The organism is Macrococcus sp. GL_134, assembly GCF_057834705.1.
Genome location: NZ_CM174409.1, coordinates 1,455,555 through 1,474,274 on the forward strand (window position 1 = coordinate 1,455,555; position 18,720 = coordinate 1,474,274).

Consider the following 18,720-nt stretch of genomic DNA (forward strand, 5'->3'; position numbering starts at 1 on the left):
CTATTTCTCCTTATCATCGTTTTGTTGTGCAAATTTTTGGCGGTTCGCTTCCAGGCGGCGGATAGCCTCAGGATTGCGCTTCATGTTGTTCTTCCCGAGAATGAACACAGGTGTCAGACTGCCTGCTTCGTATTGAAATGACAGCGAAGTAATCGGCACAAGACCATTGCTGAAAAACTGCATCATCATCTGTGCCATGACGTCATAGCCCGTCTCATTTTCAATATCCGCGATAATCAGAACGTCAGCATGCGGCGTCGCAACCAGCAGTTCACCCTTCTTGTTGTCATCGAACTGCTGCAGCAACGTGTCGTTCAATATTCTAGAAGCATCGTAGCCATCGTTCGAGTTGAAGAAGTAAAAGGTATTGCCGGCTACTCGGTCTTCTTTATACTGTGATTTCAGTTTCTTCACATTGAACAACGCCTGCTGTTTAACATGATCTACTGAGACATTCATCTCAGCGAGGACTTTTTCGTCAATCAGACGGTACGTCGTTCCGAGGTCAAGCGCATAGTATATATTCGTTTCTGCCGTATGCGCTGTTATGATAAACGGCACACTTTCTGATTCTTTCGGGAAGCTCGTTGACCGGATAACAGGCATGATCTTCATTTGTGAAATCTGCTTATTTGTTTCGTCTGCCATAGCTGTAATAGTTTCATTGATATAGTAGAGGACTTCATCGATAATCTTATGGTCCTGCTGCTTGTACTTAGCAACAAGCGGTGCAAGCTTGATCGTCAATCCTTTATGATTATCCTGTCGTTCGACTCTTAACGTTTCTTCCTTGCGGTCGAAATTCCATATCATCAGCCCAGAATTAAGTTCCGCGGTGATGGCATCCCTTATTTCAAACACATTCATAGGTAACACTCCTCAATTCTTGTATTATTTATTGTACAATAAAACCACGATGAGTGATAGTATCCCATCGTGGTTGAATGTCACAAAGCATCAATGAATTGATTGATCTCTTCTTGTGTTTTTCTATCTCTGGAAACAAAGCGACCTGTTTCAGAACCGCCGTCAAATGCGACAAAGCTTGGAATCCCCATCACATCATACTGCACGGCAATATCCATGAATTCATCACGGTCAACAGATACGAACTGATAATCTGGATGTGCCGCTTCTATTTCAGGTAATGCCGGCTGTATGAAGTGACAGTCCGGACACCACCCTGCTGTAAACATCACTATCGTCGGTGATTGAATCAGTTCTTGAAATTGTTCCTGGTTTGTCAATTGAATCATATTCTCTCTCCTGTCATAATTTGTTGGTCACCTGGTTTGATGATCTGTGCGTTTTTCATCAATCGGTAGACAAAATAACTGATGAGTCCCGGCAGCAGAAAATGGAATAGACCGATCTGCAGCCACGTAGTAAGAGATGAACCCATTGTCTTAATGGTCATAATCTGACCGACAAAGCCACTGGTCCCCATACCTGCACCGGCAGCAACGTTCTGCATCGGCCAGAACATCGTCATCAGCGGTGCAGTGATGATACTTGCGAGCACCGGAGGGACGAGTATGAATGGATTTCTCATGTAGTTCGGAATCTGGATTTTGCTTGTCCCGATGCCGTTTGCGATTAATCCTTGTATTCCATTATCCCCGTAGCTCGTCACCGCGAAACCAACCATGTGACAGCAGCAGCCGATTGTTGCTGCAGCGGCCGCTGTCCCCTCAATGTTCAGCATTAATGCGAGCGCTGCACTGGAGACCGGGCTTGACAGTGTCACACCGAAGACAAGTGCTACTAGTATCCCCATCAACAGCGGCTGCTGCGCTGTTGAAAACGTAATAAACTCCCCGATACTCGCCATCAGCTTCGCGATAAACGGTCCGATTAATTTCGCGACAAAGCCGCCGATCAACAGCGTCAATAATGGTGTCAGCAAAATATCAACTTTAGTTCTACCGCTATACAGCCCTCCCAGTTCTGTTGTAACTAGTGAAACGATATAAGTACCGGCGGCGCCTCCGAGCTCATAGCCGTACATTCCCGTAATAGCGCTCGAGAAAATAACCAGCGGCGATGCACCGAGACCATAGGCAACACTGACACCGACAGCCGCACCTGTATACTGCTTGGCCATCCTGCCGATGTCAAGCAGCAGGCTGGTATCAAAAAATGGTTTTAGTTCAGTCCCTGCAGTTTCAATAATAAGACCGATAATAAGTGAGCTGAACAAACCAAGAGCCATAAAACTCATTCCATCGATCAACCAACGCTTTAAATATCCTTTCATCCCCTTCACCTCTTAATCAGTATAGCGAAAAAAATCAAAAGCGACATTAACAATTTACAATTTAATGCGTCTTAACGACTCAATAAAACGGGAATCTCATCGTTAAGATCCCCGTTTGATATCACGGTTCTTCATCCTTCAAGAACCTGATACTATTATTTTTGGTCGATAATATTCAGAAAACGTTGTAACGCTTCACTTTTCGGATGGTTAAAAATTTCATCCGGCGTACCGGCTTCTTCGATTCGTCCTTCGTGAATGAACGCAATCTTGCTGGCAACGTTTTTGGCGAAATTCATTTCGTGCGTGACAATGACCATCGTCATCCCTTCAGCTGCCAGTTCTTTCATGACATTCAGAACATCCGTCACCAATTCAGGATCCAGTGCTGAAGTCGGTTCGTCGAACAACATGACTTTCGGATTCATCGCTAGTGCACGAGCAATACCGACACGCTGCTGCATGCCTCCGGATAATCCAGCAGGATATTGATCTTTCACTTGTTCCAGACCTACTTTGCGCAACAGGTCAACACCAATCGTCTCAGCTTCTGTCTTCGACATCTTCTTGACAGTAACTAATCCTTCAATCACGTTTTCTAAAGCTGTCTTATGAGGGAACAGCTGATAGTTTTGGAAGACCATCCCTGATTTTTTACGGACAGCAATTTGACTGCGTTTATTGGTATTGGAATAACTCGCTCCGTCTACAGTGACTTGACCGGAAGTCGGTAATTCAAGAGCATTGATCATGCGGAGAAGCGTCGTCTTACCAGAACCACTACGGCCGATCAATACGACGACTTCACCGTTCTCAACAGTCAAGTCTACTCCTTTGATGACTTCTTTGTCACCGAAACTTTTATGAATATTGTTCAGTTCTATCATATCGTATACTTCCTTTCAAGACGGCGTTCATACATCCCTTGAACAAGTGAGATGATAAAACATACTACCCAGTACATGACAGCAACGAGTAAATAGATCGAGAGAAATTCATAAGATGTCGCTGCGACTTCCTGTGCTTTACGGAACATTTCAGCGACAAGAATGAATCCAAGCAGTGAAGTGTCCTTGATCAGGCTTAAAAACGTGTTACCAAGTGCAGGGACTGATACGCGCAGTGCCTGCGGTAATATAATTCTTCGCATCGTCATCCATTCACTCATCCCTATGGAATAGGCGGCTTCACGCTGACCTTTAGGAATCGATACGATACCTCCGCGGATGATTTCTGAGGCATAGGCACCGACGTTAAGGCTCAGACCGATAATGGCCGCGATCACCGGCGTCAACGTCAATTGTCTATCAGGGTCGCCTGTAATAAGGCGGCCGATTTCGGGAATACCATAAAAGATAATGAAGAGTTGTACAATCATCGGCGTTCCACGAATAATCGATACATAGAACCGAGCAATGCCGCGTGCCACAGCATGATCCGATACACGCATTAAAGCAGTGGCGAGCGCAATGATCAGGCCTAACACAAAAGTGACCAGTGTAATCGGAATGGAATATTTGATTAATCCTTCGAGCATCGGCATAAAGGCCTGCTTTGCGGCATCAAGAGCATGCTGCTGTGTTTCATTAAGGTTTAGAAACATCTTCACCAAACCATTTCTCACTGATCTTAGTCAATTCACCGTTATCCTGTAATGCTTTCAACGCATTATTTACGTCATCGATAATGGCCTGATCAGTTTTTTTAGTGAATACAAATGCTGATTCACTTTTTTCTGCATCTCCTTCAATGATTTTTACGTCAGCTGATTTCTTCTGTTTCAAGTAATCGAGCACTGACAATTTTTCATTGAAAGTCCCTTCAACACGGTTGGATAATACAAGTTCCATCGATTGGTTGAATCCTTCCACTTGAGTAATATCTGCACCATAGTCTTTCGCAAGTTTACCGTAGTTTGAAGTCAATGTTTGTGCAAGTTTCTTACCTTTGACATCTTCGAATGATTTAATGTCATCATTGCCTTTACGCGTGACTAATACAGCACTTGTATAAGTATAAGGCTCTGAGAATTTGTATTTTTCTTTACGTTCGTCGTTAATACCTACTTGATTCGCGACTGTTGTGAAACGTCCTGCATTCAGACCTGAGAACATAGAGTCCCATTGTGTTTCAACGAATTTCACTTTGTATCCTGCTTCTTTAGCAACGGCTTCAGCCACTTCAACGTCGTAGCCGGTCAACTTGTCCTGCTTGTCATGATAGCTGAATGGTGCGTATGTCCCTTCAGTGCCGATAGTTAATACTTTTTCTTTTTCTGTTGATGCTTTCTTACCATTGTCATCATCCTGACCACATGCTGCCAGCACAAAAATCAATGCTGCTAATACCCAATATAACTTTTTCATCTACATAACACTCCTATTCTTATCGTTCCACTCGGAATAACTATAATTGTATCCGAATGAATCGTTTAGTCAACAAAAAGATGCTGGAGACAGAGAAAACTTGAATTTTTTCTGTAATTTAAGATAATGAATATAAGGAAAAGGAGGTTTCCCATGAACAAAAAATGGTGGATTGGTTCCTCAATCGTCGTTACAGTTCTCGTTCTAAGCTATGCATTCAGTAGAAGATACCGTCTTAAAAATCCCTATCAGCTGCTTGAAGACGTCAAAGACAAATTCAATGGTGTAGAATCGTCCTTCATTGTGTATACCCCGGAACGCTACAGAAAATTCGGTGTTGAAACAGAAGTTTTCCGTGGAGGCGTTACTACTAACTTCGACAACTATAGAGAAGAGTTCGAATTTATTGTCGATGCCTATACGGGTCAGTTGATCGACTGCATTGAAGTGACTCATGACAATTAAAACCAGGCAGCTGCCTGGTTTTTTTATGTGCGCAGAATTGTTTCATGTCATATTCGGATGCTGACCGCTGCTACTTCAAAGAATCGAATGCCTGTTTAATTCGATCAAGGCCTTCCATCAACCGGTTACGCGTACAGGCTGCATTCAACCTGAAATGAGTGCTGACTCCGAGTTCATAGCTGCTGCCGATGCCGACTGCTACTTTGCCGGTATGCTGCAGTGCATGTTGAACCGTGTCCTCGTCATATCCACTTTTCTTAAAATCAATCCACATTAAAAATGTCGCTTCAGGAATCTGTACTTCAAGAACATCGGATAAATGCGTTTCAATATACGATTGTACGACCTGCATATTATCACCAATATAGTCGTTGACCGCATCAACCCAGTCCGCACATTCCATATAGGCCGCTTGAACCGCATAATTGATCAAAGAGTTCGTGCTGCTGAGACCATAGACTGACATGAGTTTTCTATTAAGATCAAGTGACATATAGCGATGCTTTGTAATATAGAAACTATGCGGCAGCCCTGAAATGTTGAACGTCTTTCCTAAACAAGTCGTTACGAGAATCGGACTGTCCGGCTTCATCCATTTAACGAGTGTTTGATGTCCTGCTTCACTTCTCACAAAATCCATATGTATCTCGTCTGAAATGATAAAGATGTCATGTGCCTCGCAAATTTCGACAATAGTCGTCAGTTCTTCTTCCGTAAATACTTTGCCGGTTGGGTTGTGCGGATTGCATAACAAGAACACTTTGTTGCTCCGCTGCTGGCAGAGCGATTCAAATGCATCCATATCCATCTTATAGCTGCTGCCATCAGCCATCAACGGCGCTTCAACAATCGTTCTTCTATTTCCTTCAATCAAGTTGATGAAATTGTTATAGCTCGGTGTATTGATAATGACACCGTCTCCTTCTGCCGTCAACGTTCTGATGACTTCAGTGATAGTGAACAGCACGCTTGGTGCATAGTGCAGGTCATTGTTCATGACCCGTGCATTGAACCGCGTTCTATACCAATGTTTGACTGCATCATAAAATTCATCTGTATTCCATTTTGAGTAGCCGAACACCGGATGATCAAGACGTTTCTTCATGGCAGCGACAATCGGTGCCGGCGTACTGAAATCCATGTCAGCAATCCAGAACGGCATCATGTCACCGGTCGAATACATCAAATCCATAGCATCGTATTTAATGCAGTCCGTGCCATTGCGCTCAATCTGTTCATCAAAGTTATACATGTCCCTTCCTCTCCCTTATCATTGTCTCAGCAATATTCATTCCATCAAAGGTTACTGCAAAGTAATTGACATCATGGTAGAGAACGTACCAGGCCTTTTTGAAGATTTCAAACAGCTCTTCCTTCTGAAAGATCGAATCCATCGGGTAATCATCGTAAGCAGTCACCCATAATGGATTTCGGTGGGCCGTCGTCGGCAGTAAATCTCCCATATGGACAGCGCACGCTCCGCCGTCTTTAATGACGATGATGCTGTGGCCGTCGCTATGCCCGCCTGTATGTATCATTGTGATTCCGGGACAGACTTCAAGTTCATCTTCAAACGTTTCTACTTGATGTTCTATCCCTTCGTAATTCATCTGCCAGTATGTTGACTTGCTGCGAATGTTAGGATGACGCATCTCTTCCCATTCGGTTGCCGTCGTAATGATTCTCGCCTTTGGGAATACAGACTTGCCATCAGCTGTCGTCAATCCGAGTGCGTGGTCAAAATGCATATGACTCATTAAGACAACGTCTATATCTGCAGGCGTCATATTCAACTTTTCAAGTTCACTGACAATATCACTTTCAAACGTGATACCATAGTTTCTCATCCGCTTAGCATCCAGCTTCTCGTTACCTACTCCTGTATCTATCAGCATATTGCTCTCATCTGACTGAATCAGAATCGGATAAGTGACGAGCGGGACTTGATTATTATCATTGACTGGATATCTTTTTGACCAGAGTGGTTTCGGCACAGCACCAAACGTTGCTCCCCCGTCCAAATGTGTGATTCCACCATTCAATGGTGTTAGTTTAAACTTGCCTATAGTTAACATACAAACCCTCCATTCCACTCCATTTTACATGAAATGACAGAAGATTCAAAATGCAAAAAAACCTTGGAACGATTCCAAGGTTTTAATTAAGGTGACATCTTATTTAAACGAAGCTTCCAGACGATTAATACGGAATCCTTTACTGGAGAACTTCTCCTCATATTCCGTCTTAATATTATCTTCCGGTTCATTTGCATGTAGATCGAGATTGATATTTTTCAATTTCATACCATACTGGCTCATACTTTCCAGTGAAAATTCAAACAAGTGCTGATTGTCAGTCTTGAAATGTATTTCACCATCATCCGCGAGCACCTGCTGATAGATGGCCAGAAAATTTTCATGGGTCAATCGACGTTTCGCGTGACGTGTCTTCGGCCATGGATTCTGAGAAGTTCAAATAAATTCTCGCTACTTCACCTGCTCTGAATGTATCAGTCAGATTTTGTGCATCAAGTGTGAGCAGTCTCAAATTCGTGATATTCTGCTCGACAGCTTTTTCAACGATGCGAATCATCACATTTTTATCTCGTTCAATTCCGATATAGTTGATATGAGGGTTCTGTTTTGCCATTTCAGTGATGAAACGCCCCATTCCGCTGCCGACTTCTATATGGATCGGCTGATCATTATCGAACCATTCGCTGATCTGCTGCTGTCTGTCATCACCGATGCTTACAATAGCACCGTGTTCAAGCAAATAATCTTCTGCCCATGGTTTGTTACGCATTCTCATTCGTTTGTTCTCCTTATATAAAACGATTCATCATCAGGACGTCATTTAAAAAATGAAGCCATTGATTCATGTCCTGATAGCGATTTTTTTCTTCATACCATTCGACCATTGCTATCGCCTGAATGATCGTATACCACTTCATACGTTTTCTTAAATCAAGCGTATCTTGAATGCCATATTTGCTCAGCCATTCTGACCACTCTGACGGCTTAATATATGTATAGAGAATCATTCCGATATCTATTGCGGGATCGGCAATCATAGCCCCTTCCCAGTCAACAAGGAACAATTCATCCTGTTCTGACAGCAGCCAGTTATTATGGTTCACATCACCGTGACAGACTGTGTAGAATGCGGCATTTAAGTTAGGCATGTGTTCTTCGAGATAGAGCAGAGATTTTCTGACGACATGATGAGAAAGAACATTTCTGGACAACGAAGAATTGATTTTCTTCAGCAGCATAGCGGGGTACATCGGTTCCATCTCAAGCCGCTTCAGCATATTGAGCAGCTGTGTCGATTGATGAATTTTTCTGAGCATCAGTGCCACACGATTGGTATTCATTTCTTCATGCATTAAAGACCTGCCGTTCTTCCAGTGCTGTGCTGTAACGACCTCACCTGTCTCGATCCGTTTTGTCCACACAAGCTTCGGTACGATTCCTTCGGCAGAAAGCGCTGCTAGAAAGGGGCTGGAATTACGTTTCAGAAATAGCTTCCTGCCATCCTGTTCAGCCATATATGCTTCACCTGAAGCACCACCTGCTGAATCCAGTGTCCAACCTAATTGATAGAAATGTTCCAACGTGTTCACCTCCATTCAGAAAAAAGAAAAGGCTCGAGATATAATCTAGAGCCTTATCAATGATAAAAAACCTTCACGTCCAATAGTGACTTGTTATAAATTTTATACCCTTATCGATTGTAATTCAAGCGGAAAAGTTACCCAAAAACTATTGACATTTCACGAAGTGCCTTATAGCAACGCTCAAGGCACTAAATTATCTGCCGCTCTGAATTTTCTCTTCAAATGCCTGCTGTAATTTGCGTGTAATCGGTCCAGGTTCTCCGATGATTTGCTCGTCAATCTGTCTGACAGGTGTCACTTCAAGTGTCGTGCTTGAAATGAACACTTCATCTGCTGACAACAACTGTTCTACATCAAACGCTTCTTCGACGAATGGAATAGACTGTTCATCTGCACATTCTTTGATGACTCTGCGCGTAATTCCGTTCAATATGAGGTGATTCACTGGATGAGTATAGATGGTGCCGTCTTTAATGCGATAGACATTAGTTGAGGCACCTTCAGTGACAATGCCGTCTCGAATCTGGACCGCTTCCACTGCGCCTGCCTCCACAGCTTTTTGTTTGTTCAGCACATTGGCCAGCAGATTGAGACTTTTGATGTCACAGCGCAGCCAGCGGAAGTCTTCTGCTGTAATTACGTTGACGCCTGACTGCATCCCTTCCACTGGACGCGCAGCCTCGTACGTATACATCAAAGTAACAGGCGAAGCCCCTGCTGGAAAAGCATGATTACGTACTGCCACACCGCGCGTAATCTGAATGTAAATATTGCCGCTCACAAGATGATTCTTGTCAATCAGCTGTTGACACAGCTCGATATAATCATCCACTGTCAGTTCAAGCACAATGCTGATTTCTCCCGCACTCCGGACTAATCGTTCGAAGTGCTCACGAGCCGTGAACAATCTGCCGTCATATACTCTGACAACTTCATAGACACCGTCACCAAACTGATATCCTCTATCATTGATGTCCAACGTAACCGCATCGTCGTGAAATTCACCGTTATAATAAACAACTGTCAACTGCTTACGCCTCCACACAGACAGCATGGATGGCTTCCAGATAGATGGCTGTCGCATCAAAGAGCTGTTTTTTCGTCATGTATTCATTTTTTTGGTGCATTAAATCTACGGAGTCTTTGAACATCGCTCCGAATGCCACCCCTTTTTCAAGGTTGCGGGCATACGTTCCACCGCCGATAGTATAAGGTTCGGTCATATCACCGGTCTGGTTGCGATAAGCCGTCAGGAGTTTTGTCACAAATGGATCGTTTTTATCGACATAGTGAGGCACCTGGTGTGTGTTCACAACGATTTCAAAGCCAACTTCGCCGACTTTTTCAGTGAATCGAGCGATTTCTGTCGTGAAATCAAAACCTGTAGGATAGCGCAGGTTGATGCCGTAATGACCCCCGTCGATATCTGTATAGCTGATGATACCGATATTCGTTGTCACTTTGCCCATCTCTACATCTTCAAAAGCCATGCCCATCTTCTCACCGAAATGAGAGTCAAATAAATAACGGTCACCAAGCGCTACGAATGCTTTAGCTTTTTCGTCAAGAGCCAGTGTGTTCAGGAAGTTCACCAGGAACATTCCGGCATTCACACCGATAGATGGATCCATTCCGTGTACAGACTTCCCTTCAATCTGAAGAAGCAGACTGCCGCTGTCAACAGTCGCTTTACCTGTCAATTGATGGTCATTGATGTAGTTGTCAAATGACTGGATGATGAAGTCCATTTTTTCTCTGACCAGCAGCTTCGCTTCCGCAAAGTCAGGCACCATGTTATAACGTTCTCCGGCATTCAATGCTTTTAGTTCAACTTCTGGTGCTGTACTGTCTTCTGTTGCGCTGTTTTGAATGATATCGAATGTCGTCAACCCTTTTTCGCCGTGAATCAATGGAAAGTCAGCGTCAGGCGCAATGCCGAGGTCCGGCATTTCTTCTGTCTGGAAGTAACGTTCAGTACACATCCAGCCTGATTCTTCGTCTGTACCGACGATGACGTGAATCCTTTTTTTGAAGTCCACATTCATATCGTTCAAAATTTTGACTGCATAATAAGCAGCAATCGTCGGTCCTTTATCGTCAAGCGTACCGCGCGCAATAATTTTATCTTCTGTTTCAACCGGGTCAAATGGATTTGTATCCCAGCCGCTGCCTGGTGGCACAACGTCAACGTGACATAGAATACCAAACAACTCGTCACCTTTACCCATTTCAATACGGCCTGCAACGTGATCTACGTCTACATGGTTGAACCCGTCTCGTTCAGCAAGCTTATACATGTATTCAAGTGCTTCTCTTGGTCCTGGTCCAACCGGTGTTTCTTTAGACATCAAACTGTCATCTCTGACACTGTTAATCGCAAGCAGCCCTTTCAAATCTTCTACAATGGCCTGCTCATATTCTGCTACTTTCTCTCTCCACATAATTAAGCCCCCTATCTTCAATACTTCTATCTTACAGCAAAAACGGCTGTTTTAAAATGACTTCACTAAAAAAAGCTGTCTACTAGTAGACAGCTGTCATTCATTCTATTAATTTCTAAGGTTTTGATCATGCACCGTATGGATGTTGTTCACTCCACCGCCGCCTTCATCGTCAAATGTCGTTATCTGCTCATAAGTATCTTTCTGAGTTTTAGGGAAACGTTCTTCGTTTGAAGATGACTGGTCAAGTAACGGCGCAGCTTTTTCTTTTACTTTATCTGCAAGACTCGGCTTGCTGCCCGGTGATTTTGGTTGATTCACTTTATCTAATACACGATCTAAATTTTCTTTCTTAGAGAAATAGGCTGCTGCTGCAGTACCTCCGATAACCAATGCTGCTCTTAATAATCCTGCTTGTTTTGCCATCGTTAGATCCCTCTCTTTTTCGTTGTTGTATTTTTTTCTTTGTCTACTTTGTTCATCACACGGTCTAAGTTTTCTTTCTTAGAGAAATAGGCTGCTGCTGCAGTACCTCCGATAACCAATGCTGCTCTTAATAATCCTGCTTGTTTTGCCATCGTTAAACACCTCGTTTATAAGATTTGTAATAGAAATATACCCAAACCACATAAGGCTAAACCATTCGGTTAATTTTTTACGAGATTGACTTCCTGGGCTGTCAACTTTCTGTACTGGCCGTAGTCAAGCGATGGATCGAGAGCAAGACTGCCCATCTTCACACGCTTTAAATAACTGACTGTCATACCGACTGCTTCAAACATGCGTTTGACCTGATGGAACTTACCTTCCTGGATGACCACTTCAATGTGACTTGTGTCAGCTGAGGATAGAATCGTCAACTGTGCAGGCATTGTCTCATACCCATCATCCAAAGTGAGTCCGGCCTTAAATTGACTGACTGTTTCTGCAGTGACGACGCCGTTGATTTCAGCGTAATAAGTTTTGTTCACATGCTTTCTTGGACTGAGTACGTCATGGCTGAACTGACCATCGTTGGTCAATATCAACAGCCCTTCTGTATCTTTGTCGAGCCTGCCGACAGGATGCAGGTCATAATGCTGATAGTCCGGAACGAGGGCTATCACCGTGCGATGCAATGAATCTTCCGTTGCACTGATGACACCTGCTGGTTTATTCAGCATGATATAGATCAACGGCTCATAATGAATGACATCACCATTGACAGCGACGATCTGCTGCTCTGGATTGAACTTCGTATCTGCTTTTTTGACTATGCTGCTGTCGATGGTTACACTGCCTTTTTTGATGAGCTGCTTCACTTCTGTCCTGGAACCGTGACCAGTATTCGCAAGGAACCTGTCTAACCTCATGCGCGTCCTACTTTTCTGCTGAGTCGTGCGACACGGCTGCCGAGATATTTCTCAGCAAGGCCTGAACGCAGTGACAGATAACCATAGAACAGCCCGCCGACAACAGCACATACAACTAGAATGATCAGTGCTTCCAGCTTGTTGCTGACACTTAAGAACTGAATCATGCCGAGATAGATAAGTTCAACAACCAATACCATCAGCACGCTGTACATGATGATCTGCGCTATTTCTATGAAGGTCGAACGGAATTTGAAATGCGCATATTTCTTGATGACTAATAGATTGCAAATAATTGCTGCTGTCAGAGCAACGGCAGTACCCAGGACAGCACCGACTGTCTGGAACATAATGATAAGCGGCAGATTGATCACTGCTTTGATGATCAATGAACCGATGACAATCCACACGGTCAGTCCCTGCTTATCAATTCCCTGCAGCATCGCAGCAGTGACTGATAATAACGCAATGAGTATGCCAACCGGTGCGTAATAATAAAGAATATGATTGGCCATAGGGTCAAAGCTGTAAAAAGATGTATAGAGCGGCGCAGCAAGTATCATAATACCAAGTGACGCCGGGACGGTAAGGAACATTAACAGTCCGAGTGATGTTTTGATCTGATGGTGCATGGCACGGATCTGACCCGAGGCATGAGCCTTCGTAATGGCAGGAACAAGACTGATGGCAAACCCTGAGGCAAGTGACGTCGGAATCATCACCAGCTTGTTAGTCGTCAAATTCAGCATCGTGAGCAGCGGGTCATGCATTTCAACCGGCACGCCTGCGATATCCAGTCCGCGATTATGTGTGAACTGATCAATGATCAAATAAATCGGGAAACAGAGGCTGACAATGACAAAAGGAATGCTGTACATCAATATTTCTTTGTACATTTCGCGGTAGCCGACCGTCGTTCCTGTATGATCCGATTCAATCATCTGGTCAATATGAGGTTTGCGTTTCCGCCAGTAATACCATAGGGTCAACAGCGCAAACAAGGCGCCGATAGCAGCGGCAAATGTCGCTACTTCATTAGCCAGCAGAATGTTGCTGCCCATATATTTCATGACAATCAATGCCCCGCCGAGCAGGAAGATAATACGGGCTATCTGTTCAATGACAGTCGATACTGCAGTCGGTCCCATCGAATCATAGCCTTGGAAAATCCCTCTGAATGTAGCGAGAAACGGTATGAAGATGACCGCGACAGAAATGACTCGGATGATTTCCGTAATTTCACTGACACTCCAGGCGTCGCTGCTCGGATTCGGATGATGTTTAGCGAGCGTTGCTTCAGCAATCACCGGGGCCAGCAAGTATAATAAGGTAAAGCCGAGTATACCGGTCATCGTCATAACAATTAAACTTGATTTGTAGAGTTTCTGACTGACTTTGTAGGCACCCAGTGCATTATATTTGGACACATATTTTGCGACAGCTAGCGGCACACCTGCTCCTGCAACTACCAGCATCACTGTGTACGGGTTATACGCATAGTTATAAGGTGCAAGGTTCCGTTCCCCTCCGATAATCGCGTAGAATGGAATCACATATAAGATTCCGAGCACTTTTGTAATGAATATGCTGGCCGTCAATATAAATGTACTGCGGACCAGCGAACTACTTTGTGACATATTTTCATCCCTAACTCTCTATATTTAAACTAAAGATATCTTATCATCTTTAATTGCGATACACTACTTTTATATTAATATCTCAACGTAAAGGAGACCATTATGTACCATACTATTGTAATCGGGGGCGGACCGAGCGGACTGATGGCTGCCATCAGTGCCAGTGAAGCCGGCGACCGCGTCCTGTTGATCGACAAGAAGAATCAGCTGGGCCGAAAACTGCAGATTTCAGGCGGAGGAAGATGCAATGTCACGAACCGTCTCCCTTATGAAGAAATCATCAGTCACATTCCCGGTAACGGCAGATTTCTCTACAGCGCTTTTCACACGTTCGACAACGAAAATATCATTCAGTACTTCGAATCACGTGGTGTCAAGCTGAAAGAAGAAGATCACGGCCGCATGTTCCCGGTGTCGAATAACGCAAAAGACGTGGTCAGCACACTGCTCAGTCATCTTAAAGAAAACAAAGTCGATGTGATGACAGACGTCAAAGTAGAATCACTGCTGTTGACTGACGGCAGAATCACAGGAGTCAAAACAGATAGAGAAGCCATTAAATCGAATCAAGTCATCATAGCAACAGGCGGTAAAAGTGTGCCGCAGACAGGTTCGTCGGGCGACGGCTATATCTTTGCTCAGCAGGCCGGTCATACGATCACTGACTTGTTCCCGACGGAAGTCCCCATTACTTCACGTGAACCTTTCATCCGCTCAAAAGTACTGCAAGGCCTCAGTCTTCAAAATGTCGGCTTGAGTGTACTGAAAAAAAACGGCAAGCCTGCGATTACCCATCAGATGGATATGCTGTTTACCCATTTCGGCATTTCAGGCCCTGCCGCTCTCCGGTGTTCTCAATTTGTCTACAAGGAACAGCAGCGTCAGAAATGTCAGGATATCAAGATGACAATTGACAGCTTTCCGGAAGAGTCACTGCACGAATTGACAGGGCGCATCCGGACAATTATCAATGAGTCGCCGGACAAGGCACTGAAAAACAGTCTGAAAGGATTAGTGCAGGAGCGCTGGCTGTTGTTTCTGCTGGAGCAGGCAGGTATAGAATTAGAGCTGACAGCACATCATGTCAAAAAAGATGATTTAGCGACGTTCATCGAATCACTGAAACAGTTCAGCTTCACAGTGAACGGAACGTTATCGATCGACAAAGCATTCGTCACAGGCGGCGGTGTCTCTGTCAAAGAAGTCGTTCCGGCAACTATGCAGTCTAAGCTGCATGATAATCTTTATTTCTGCGGTGAAGTTCTTGATATTCATGGTTATACCGGTGGTTATAACATTACGAGTGCTCTAGTGACGGGCTATGTCGCGGGCTATCACTGCCGCACGACATAAAAGAGGCGGGAACATAGTTCCCGCCTCTTTTATGTTGTTTGTTCGATAGCTGCCATGCCGCCGAGAACATTATATGCATCAAAATCATGTTCACGCAGATATTCAGTGACTTTTTCACTTCTGACACCATGCGCACACAAAATATAATACGGTTCATTTACTTTTAGTTCAGGCATCGCATTCGGAATTTCATTCATCGGTATATGAACAGCAGTCTTCAGCATCCCCATCTGCACTTCAAAATCTTCGCGAATATCAATAATATGAGGATGTTCACCTTGCTCCGGCTTATTAAGCAGTTCACCGGCTGATATTTCGTAAGTCATATGTCCTCCTAGTTTGCCACGATATTCACAAGTTTATTAGGTACTGCAATGACTTTTCTCACTGTTTTACCTTCTATCGCTGCTTTGATTTCCTGCTCTTCAAGCGCTGAAGCTTCCATTGCTTCCTTCGCCATATCTTTAGCAATCCATTTCTTTAGTTTCACCTTACCATTCACTTGAATGACAATTTCCACTTCATCATCAACGAGTTTTGTTTCGTCAAACGTCGGCCACTGTGCGTAAGTCACTGTTTCTGTATGACCTAGTTTCTGCCACAGCTCTTCTCCGATATGCGGTGCAATCGGTGACAGCATGGTCACAAATCCTTCTACATAAGTTTTATTGATTTTGTCCTGTTTGTAACAGTCGTTGATGAATACCATCAACTGAGAAATCGCTGTGTTGAAGCCTAATGTCTCATAGTCTTCAGTCACTTTTTTGACTGTCTGATTGTATACTTTGTCAAGCGCCGGTGTTGGTTCTTCAGTCACTTTTTCAGAGACTGTCCCTTGTTCTGTTATCAGCAGTCGGTGAATACGGTCAAGGAAGCGTCGAGCACCGTCAACACCCGTTGTGTTCCAGGCTATGGATGCCTCCAGTGGTCCCATGAACATTTCGTATAGCCGAAGCGTATCCGCACCATGTGAATTCACGATGTCGTCAGGGTTGACCACATTCCCTTTAGATTTACTCATCTTCTCGTTACCTTCACCAAGAATCATCCCTTGATTGACTAATTTTTGGAATGGCTCTTTAGTTGATACGACTCCGATGTCGTACAGTACTTTGTGCCAGAAACGCGCGTACAGCAAGTGCAGTACAGCGTGCTCTGCCCCGCCGATATACAGATCAACCGGCAGCCATTCTTCAAGCTTCTTCGGATCCGCGATCATCTCGTCGTTGTGTGGATCGATATAACGGATGTAGTACCAGCAGCTGCCTGCCCACTGGGGCATTGTGTTTGTTTCACGGCGCCCTTTCATACCTGTCACAGGGTCGGTCACATTGATGAAATCTTCAATGACTGCCAGTGGTGATTCACCTGTACCAGATGGTGTGATTTTGTCTGTTTTCGGCAGCATAAGCGGCAGTTCTTCTTCAGGAACGGTCGTCATCGTACCATCTTCCCAAGTGATGACAGGAATCGGTTCACCCCAGTAACGTTGACGGGAGAACAGCCAGTCTCGTAGTTTGTAGCTGACTTTCTTCATTCCGATGTTCTTAGCCTCAAGCATATCAATGGCACGCTTAATGGCCGCTTCTTTATTCAATCCATTCAGTTCACCTGAATTGATATGCGGACCGTCACCAGTGAAGGGTTCGACTGTCACATCGCCGCCCTCAACGACAGGAATGATCTCAAGGTGGAACTGTTTCGCGAATTCGAAGTCGCGTTCATCATGGGCAGGAACTGCCATAATCGCTCCAGTACCGTATGATGCAAGAACGTAATCAGCAATCCAGATCGGCATGAGCTGGTCAGTGAACGGATTGCGGGCATAGGCACCAGTGAAGACTCCTGTCTTTTCTTTGGCAAGGTCTGTCCGTTCAAGGTCTGATTTACGGGCAGCCTGCTCTTGATAAGCTGTCACAGCAGCACGCTGTTCATCTGTAGTAATAATGTCAATCAACTGATGTTCAGGAGAAAGCACTGCATACGTTGCACCGAAAATAGTATCCGGTCTTGTCGTGAAGACAGCGAATGATTGGTCGGTCCCCTCAACGGTAAACGTTGCTTCTGCTCCTTCAGAGCGGCCGATCCAGTTACGCTGCATATCTTTCAATGATTCCGGCCAGTCCAGCTCATCAAGGTCCTCAAGCAGACGATCTGCATAGTCAGTGATTTTCAGCACCCATTGACGCATCGGCTTACGGATGACCGGGTGACCGCCGCGTTCAGACAAGCCGTCAATGACTTCCTCGTTAGATAGCACAGTACCGAGTGCAGGACACCAATTGACTGCCACTTCATCAACATAAGCAAGCCCTTTGTTGTACAGCTGGATGAAGATCCACTGCGTCCACTTGTAGTAATTCGGATCTGTCGTATTCACTTCACGGTCCCAGTCATAGCTGAAGCCGAGTTCCTGAATTTGACGTTTGAACGTCTGAATATTTTTCAGCGTGAATTCAGCAGGATCATTGCCGGTATCAATCGCATACTGTTCAGCCGGCAGACCAAATGCATCCCAGCCCATTGGATGAAGCACATTGTAACCCTGCATCCGTTTGAAACGCGACATGATGTCTGTCGCTGTATAGCCTTCTGGATGTCCGACGTGCAGACCTGCTCCTGATGGATACGGGAACATATCAAGCGCATAAAATTTCTTTTTAGATGAATCTTCTGCTGTTTTGAACGTTTTGTTTTCAGCCCAGTACTGCTGCCACTTCTTCTCAATTTCTTTGTGATTAAAGCTCATATGTTTTCCTCCTTGACATAAATAAAGACAGTCATCCCTGTAAGAGGGACGACTGTCATATAGACAACCGCGGTACCACCCGCAATTCACTGTTAAGTGCAGCTTAATGTGTTAAATTTCAGAACCCCGGCAAGTTCACCTGTACTCAATATCAGTTCCCACCGCCACTGACTCTCTGAAAAATGATTCAAGGTTACTACTCCAGTTAATATCTACTATAAAATGATTAAGATGAATGTGCAAGAAGTTTTTACAGGTTAAAAAAATTACCAGTTAAAATAGAGGACAGTAGGTGTGACGTGGAAATTGTCAAAAATAGAGTTCAACCTATCTGGCAGCAGATCAAGCATCGTGCGGAATTAAGTGCAGAAGAATTGAATGACTTAATCGGACACTCATTCTATTGCCCAGAGTTGAGTGTCCCATAAAAATGAAAAATCGGACACTCAAGTATAAGTTACCTTTTGAGTGTCCGATATAA

20 protein-coding genes and 1 pseudogene are annotated in these 18,720 nt (G+C 44.3%); 3 read left to right on the forward strand and 18 right to left on the reverse strand.

All coding sequences use genetic code 11. The features are described from left to right. The 6 genes from AC3IPL_RS07470 to AC3IPL_RS07495 all read right to left on the reverse strand — a co-directional run bounded on the left by AC3IPL_RS07470 (window position 1) and on the right by AC3IPL_RS07495 (window position 4,623). The gene (locus AC3IPL_RS07470) at window positions 1-867 is read right to left on the reverse strand and encodes a DUF1444 domain-containing protein (protein WP_489240299.1); all 867 of its coding nucleotides are present in this window, start codon (window positions 865-867) and stop codon (window positions 1-3) included. 80 nt (window positions 868-947) lie between these two features. Next, window positions 948-1,256, reverse strand: a complete 309-nt coding sequence (locus AC3IPL_RS07475) for a thioredoxin family protein (protein ID WP_489240301.1) — start codon at window positions 1,254-1,256, stop codon at window positions 948-950. Then, complete coding sequence (locus AC3IPL_RS07480) at window positions 1,253-2,257, reverse strand: PTS sugar transporter subunit IIC (protein WP_489240303.1); 1,005 nt, start codon at window positions 2,255-2,257, stop codon at window positions 1,253-1,255. Before AC3IPL_RS07480 ends, AC3IPL_RS07475 begins: the two co-directional genes overlap by 4 nt. Window positions 2,258-2,412: 155 nt before the next feature. Next, window positions 2,413-3,144, reverse strand: a complete 732-nt coding sequence (locus AC3IPL_RS07485; RefSeq protein ID WP_489240305.1) for an amino acid ABC transporter ATP-binding protein — start codon at window positions 3,142-3,144, stop codon at window positions 2,413-2,415. Continuing rightward, entirely contained in the window at window positions 3,141-3,860 is a 720-nt protein-coding gene (locus tag AC3IPL_RS07490; RefSeq protein ID WP_489242312.1) for an amino acid ABC transporter permease, read from the reverse strand. The genes AC3IPL_RS07485 and AC3IPL_RS07490 overlap by 4 nt, the downstream gene beginning before the upstream one ends. Continuing rightward, a complete protein-coding gene (locus tag AC3IPL_RS07495) occupies window positions 3,844-4,623 on the reverse strand; it encodes an amino acid ABC transporter substrate-binding protein (RefSeq protein ID WP_489240306.1) in 780 nt (259 codons plus the stop codon). Before AC3IPL_RS07495 ends, AC3IPL_RS07490 begins: the two co-directional genes overlap by 17 nt. A 153-nt stretch (window positions 4,624-4,776) precedes the next feature. Between AC3IPL_RS07495 and AC3IPL_RS07500 the strand changes: the two genes are divergently transcribed. Further along, window positions 4,777-5,088 carry a hypothetical protein gene (locus AC3IPL_RS07500; RefSeq protein ID WP_489240308.1) on the forward strand — a complete coding sequence of 104 codons (312 nt, stop codon included), beginning with the start codon at window positions 4,777-4,779 and terminating at the stop codon, window positions 5,086-5,088. Window positions 5,089-5,158: 70 nt separating this feature from the next. Here AC3IPL_RS07500 and AC3IPL_RS07505 read toward each other — a convergent pair whose 3' ends face one another. The 10 genes and pseudogenes from AC3IPL_RS07505 to AC3IPL_RS07550 form a co-directional block, all read right to left on the reverse strand. Beyond that, a complete protein-coding gene (locus AC3IPL_RS07505; RefSeq protein WP_489240310.1) occupies window positions 5,159-6,340 on the reverse strand; it encodes a MalY/PatB family protein in 1,182 nt (393 codons plus the stop codon). Beyond that, on the reverse strand, window positions 6,333-7,163 hold the full coding sequence (locus tag AC3IPL_RS07510; RefSeq protein ID WP_489240312.1) for an MBL fold metallo-hydrolase: 831 nt from the start codon (window positions 7,161-7,163) through the stop codon (window positions 6,333-6,335). The genes AC3IPL_RS07505 and AC3IPL_RS07510 overlap by 8 nt, the downstream gene beginning before the upstream one ends. A 99-nt stretch (window positions 7,164-7,262) precedes the next feature. Further along, window positions 7,263-7,899 (reverse strand): annotated as a pseudogene (gene trmB, locus AC3IPL_RS07515) (tRNA (guanosine(46)-N7)-methyltransferase TrmB). 13 nt (window positions 7,900-7,912) lie between these two features. Then, window positions 7,913-8,704 carry a phosphotransferase family protein gene (locus AC3IPL_RS07520; RefSeq protein WP_489240313.1) on the reverse strand — a complete coding sequence of 264 codons (792 nt, stop codon included), beginning with the start codon at window positions 8,702-8,704 and terminating at the stop codon, window positions 7,913-7,915. Window positions 8,705-8,900: 196 nt separating this feature from the next. Continuing rightward, window positions 8,901-9,734, reverse strand: coding sequence for a D-amino-acid transaminase (dat, locus tag AC3IPL_RS07525; protein ID WP_489240315.1), 834 nt, complete (start codon window positions 9,732-9,734; stop codon window positions 8,901-8,903). 4 nt (window positions 9,735-9,738) lie between these two features. Then, on the reverse strand, window positions 9,739-11,148 hold the full coding sequence (gene pepV / locus AC3IPL_RS07530; RefSeq protein ID WP_489240317.1) for a dipeptidase PepV: 1,410 nt from the start codon (window positions 11,146-11,148) through the stop codon (window positions 9,739-9,741). Between the two features lie 108 nt (window positions 11,149-11,256). Beyond that, a complete protein-coding gene (locus tag AC3IPL_RS07535) occupies window positions 11,257-11,574 on the reverse strand; it encodes a hypothetical protein (protein WP_489240319.1) in 318 nt (105 codons plus the stop codon). Window positions 11,575-11,576: 2 nt separating this feature from the next. Beyond that, entirely contained in the window at window positions 11,577-11,726 is a 150-nt protein-coding gene (locus tag AC3IPL_RS07540) for a hypothetical protein (RefSeq protein ID WP_489240321.1), read from the reverse strand. 69 nt (window positions 11,727-11,795) lie between these two features. After that, window positions 11,796-12,500 (reverse strand): pseudouridine synthase, encoded by a 705-nt coding sequence (locus AC3IPL_RS07545; RefSeq protein ID WP_489240323.1) that lies wholly within the window; start codon window positions 12,498-12,500, stop codon window positions 11,796-11,798. Then, window positions 12,497-14,137, reverse strand: coding sequence for a putative polysaccharide biosynthesis protein (locus tag AC3IPL_RS07550; protein WP_489240325.1), 1,641 nt, complete (start codon window positions 14,135-14,137; stop codon window positions 12,497-12,499). The genes AC3IPL_RS07545 and AC3IPL_RS07550 overlap by 4 nt, the downstream gene beginning before the upstream one ends. A gap of 102 nt (window positions 14,138-14,239) precedes the next feature. Between AC3IPL_RS07550 and AC3IPL_RS07555 the strand changes: the two genes are divergently transcribed. After that, window positions 14,240-15,490 carry a BaiN/RdsA family NAD(P)/FAD-dependent oxidoreductase gene (locus AC3IPL_RS07555; protein ID WP_489240327.1) on the forward strand — a complete coding sequence of 417 codons (1,251 nt, stop codon included), beginning with the start codon at window positions 14,240-14,242 and terminating at the stop codon, window positions 15,488-15,490. Between the two features lie 29 nt (window positions 15,491-15,519). On the opposite strand, the gene AC3IPL_RS07560 is transcribed toward AC3IPL_RS07555, so the two are convergent. Then, window positions 15,520-15,816 carry a rhodanese-like domain-containing protein gene (locus tag AC3IPL_RS07560; protein ID WP_489240329.1) on the reverse strand — a complete coding sequence of 99 codons (297 nt, stop codon included), beginning with the start codon at window positions 15,814-15,816 and terminating at the stop codon, window positions 15,520-15,522. 8 nt (window positions 15,817-15,824) lie between these two features. After that, window positions 15,825-18,239: a leucine--tRNA ligase gene (gene leuS, locus AC3IPL_RS07565; protein WP_489240331.1), complete on the reverse strand. Its 2,415-nt coding sequence runs from the start codon at window positions 18,237-18,239 to the stop codon at window positions 15,825-15,827. Window positions 18,240-18,538: 299 nt separating this feature from the next. Here leuS and AC3IPL_RS07570 point away from each other — a divergent pair, with 299 nt between their 5' ends. Then, window positions 18,539-18,667, forward strand: a complete 129-nt coding sequence (locus tag AC3IPL_RS07570) for a hypothetical protein (RefSeq protein ID WP_489240333.1) — start codon at window positions 18,539-18,541, stop codon at window positions 18,665-18,667. Window positions 18,668-18,720 lie beyond the last annotated feature (53 nt).

Coding starts and splice junctions, on each gene's coding strand:
- AC3IPL_RS07500 (WP_489240308.1), top strand. CDS start 4,777: ATGAACAAAAAATGGTGGATTGGTTCCTCAATCGTCGTTACAGTTCTC.
- AC3IPL_RS07490 (WP_489242312.1), bottom strand. CDS start 3,860: ATGTTTCTAAACCTTAATGAAACACAGCAGCATGCTCTTGATGCCGCA.
- AC3IPL_RS07485 (WP_489240305.1), bottom strand. CDS start 3,144: ATGATAGAACTGAACAATATTCATAAAAGTTTCGGTGACAAAGAAGTC.
- AC3IPL_RS07535 (WP_489240319.1), bottom strand. CDS start 11,574: ATGGCAAAACAAGCAGGATTATTAAGAGCAGCATTGGTTATCGGAGGT.
- AC3IPL_RS07540 (WP_489240321.1), bottom strand. CDS start 11,726: ATGGCAAAACAAGCAGGATTATTAAGAGCAGCATTGGTTATCGGAGGT.
- AC3IPL_RS07470 (WP_489240299.1), bottom strand. CDS start 867: ATGAATGTGTTTGAAATAAGGGATGCCATCACCGCGGAACTTAATTCT.
- AC3IPL_RS07510 (WP_489240312.1), bottom strand. CDS start 7,163: ATGTTAACTATAGGCAAGTTTAAACTAACACCATTGAATGGTGGAATC.
- AC3IPL_RS07505 (WP_489240310.1), bottom strand. CDS start 6,340: ATGTATAACTTTGATGAACAGATTGAGCGCAATGGCACGGACTGCATT.
- AC3IPL_RS07555 (WP_489240327.1), top strand. CDS start 14,240: ATGTACCATACTATTGTAATCGGGGGCGGACCGAGCGGACTGATGGCT.
- AC3IPL_RS07545 (WP_489240323.1), bottom strand. CDS start 12,500: ATGAGGTTAGACAGGTTCCTTGCGAATACTGGTCACGGTTCCAGGACA.
- AC3IPL_RS07495 (WP_489240306.1), bottom strand. CDS start 4,623: ATGAAAAAGTTATATTGGGTATTAGCAGCATTGATTTTTGTGCTGGCA.
- AC3IPL_RS07550 (WP_489240325.1), bottom strand. CDS start 14,137: ATGTCACAAAGTAGTTCGCTGGTCCGCAGTACATTTATATTGACGGCC.
- pepV (WP_489240317.1), bottom strand. CDS start 11,148: ATGTGGAGAGAGAAAGTAGCAGAATATGAGCAGGCCATTGTAGAAGAT.
- AC3IPL_RS07560 (WP_489240329.1), bottom strand. CDS start 15,816: ATGACTTACGAAATATCAGCCGGTGAACTGCTTAATAAGCCGGAGCAA.
- leuS (WP_489240331.1), bottom strand. CDS start 18,239: ATGAGCTTTAATCACAAAGAAATTGAGAAGAAGTGGCAGCAGTACTGG.
- AC3IPL_RS07475 (WP_489240301.1), bottom strand. CDS start 1,256: ATGATTCAATTGACAAACCAGGAACAATTTCAAGAACTGATTCAATCA.
- AC3IPL_RS07480 (WP_489240303.1), bottom strand. CDS start 2,257: ATGAAAGGATATTTAAAGCGTTGGTTGATCGATGGAATGAGTTTTATG.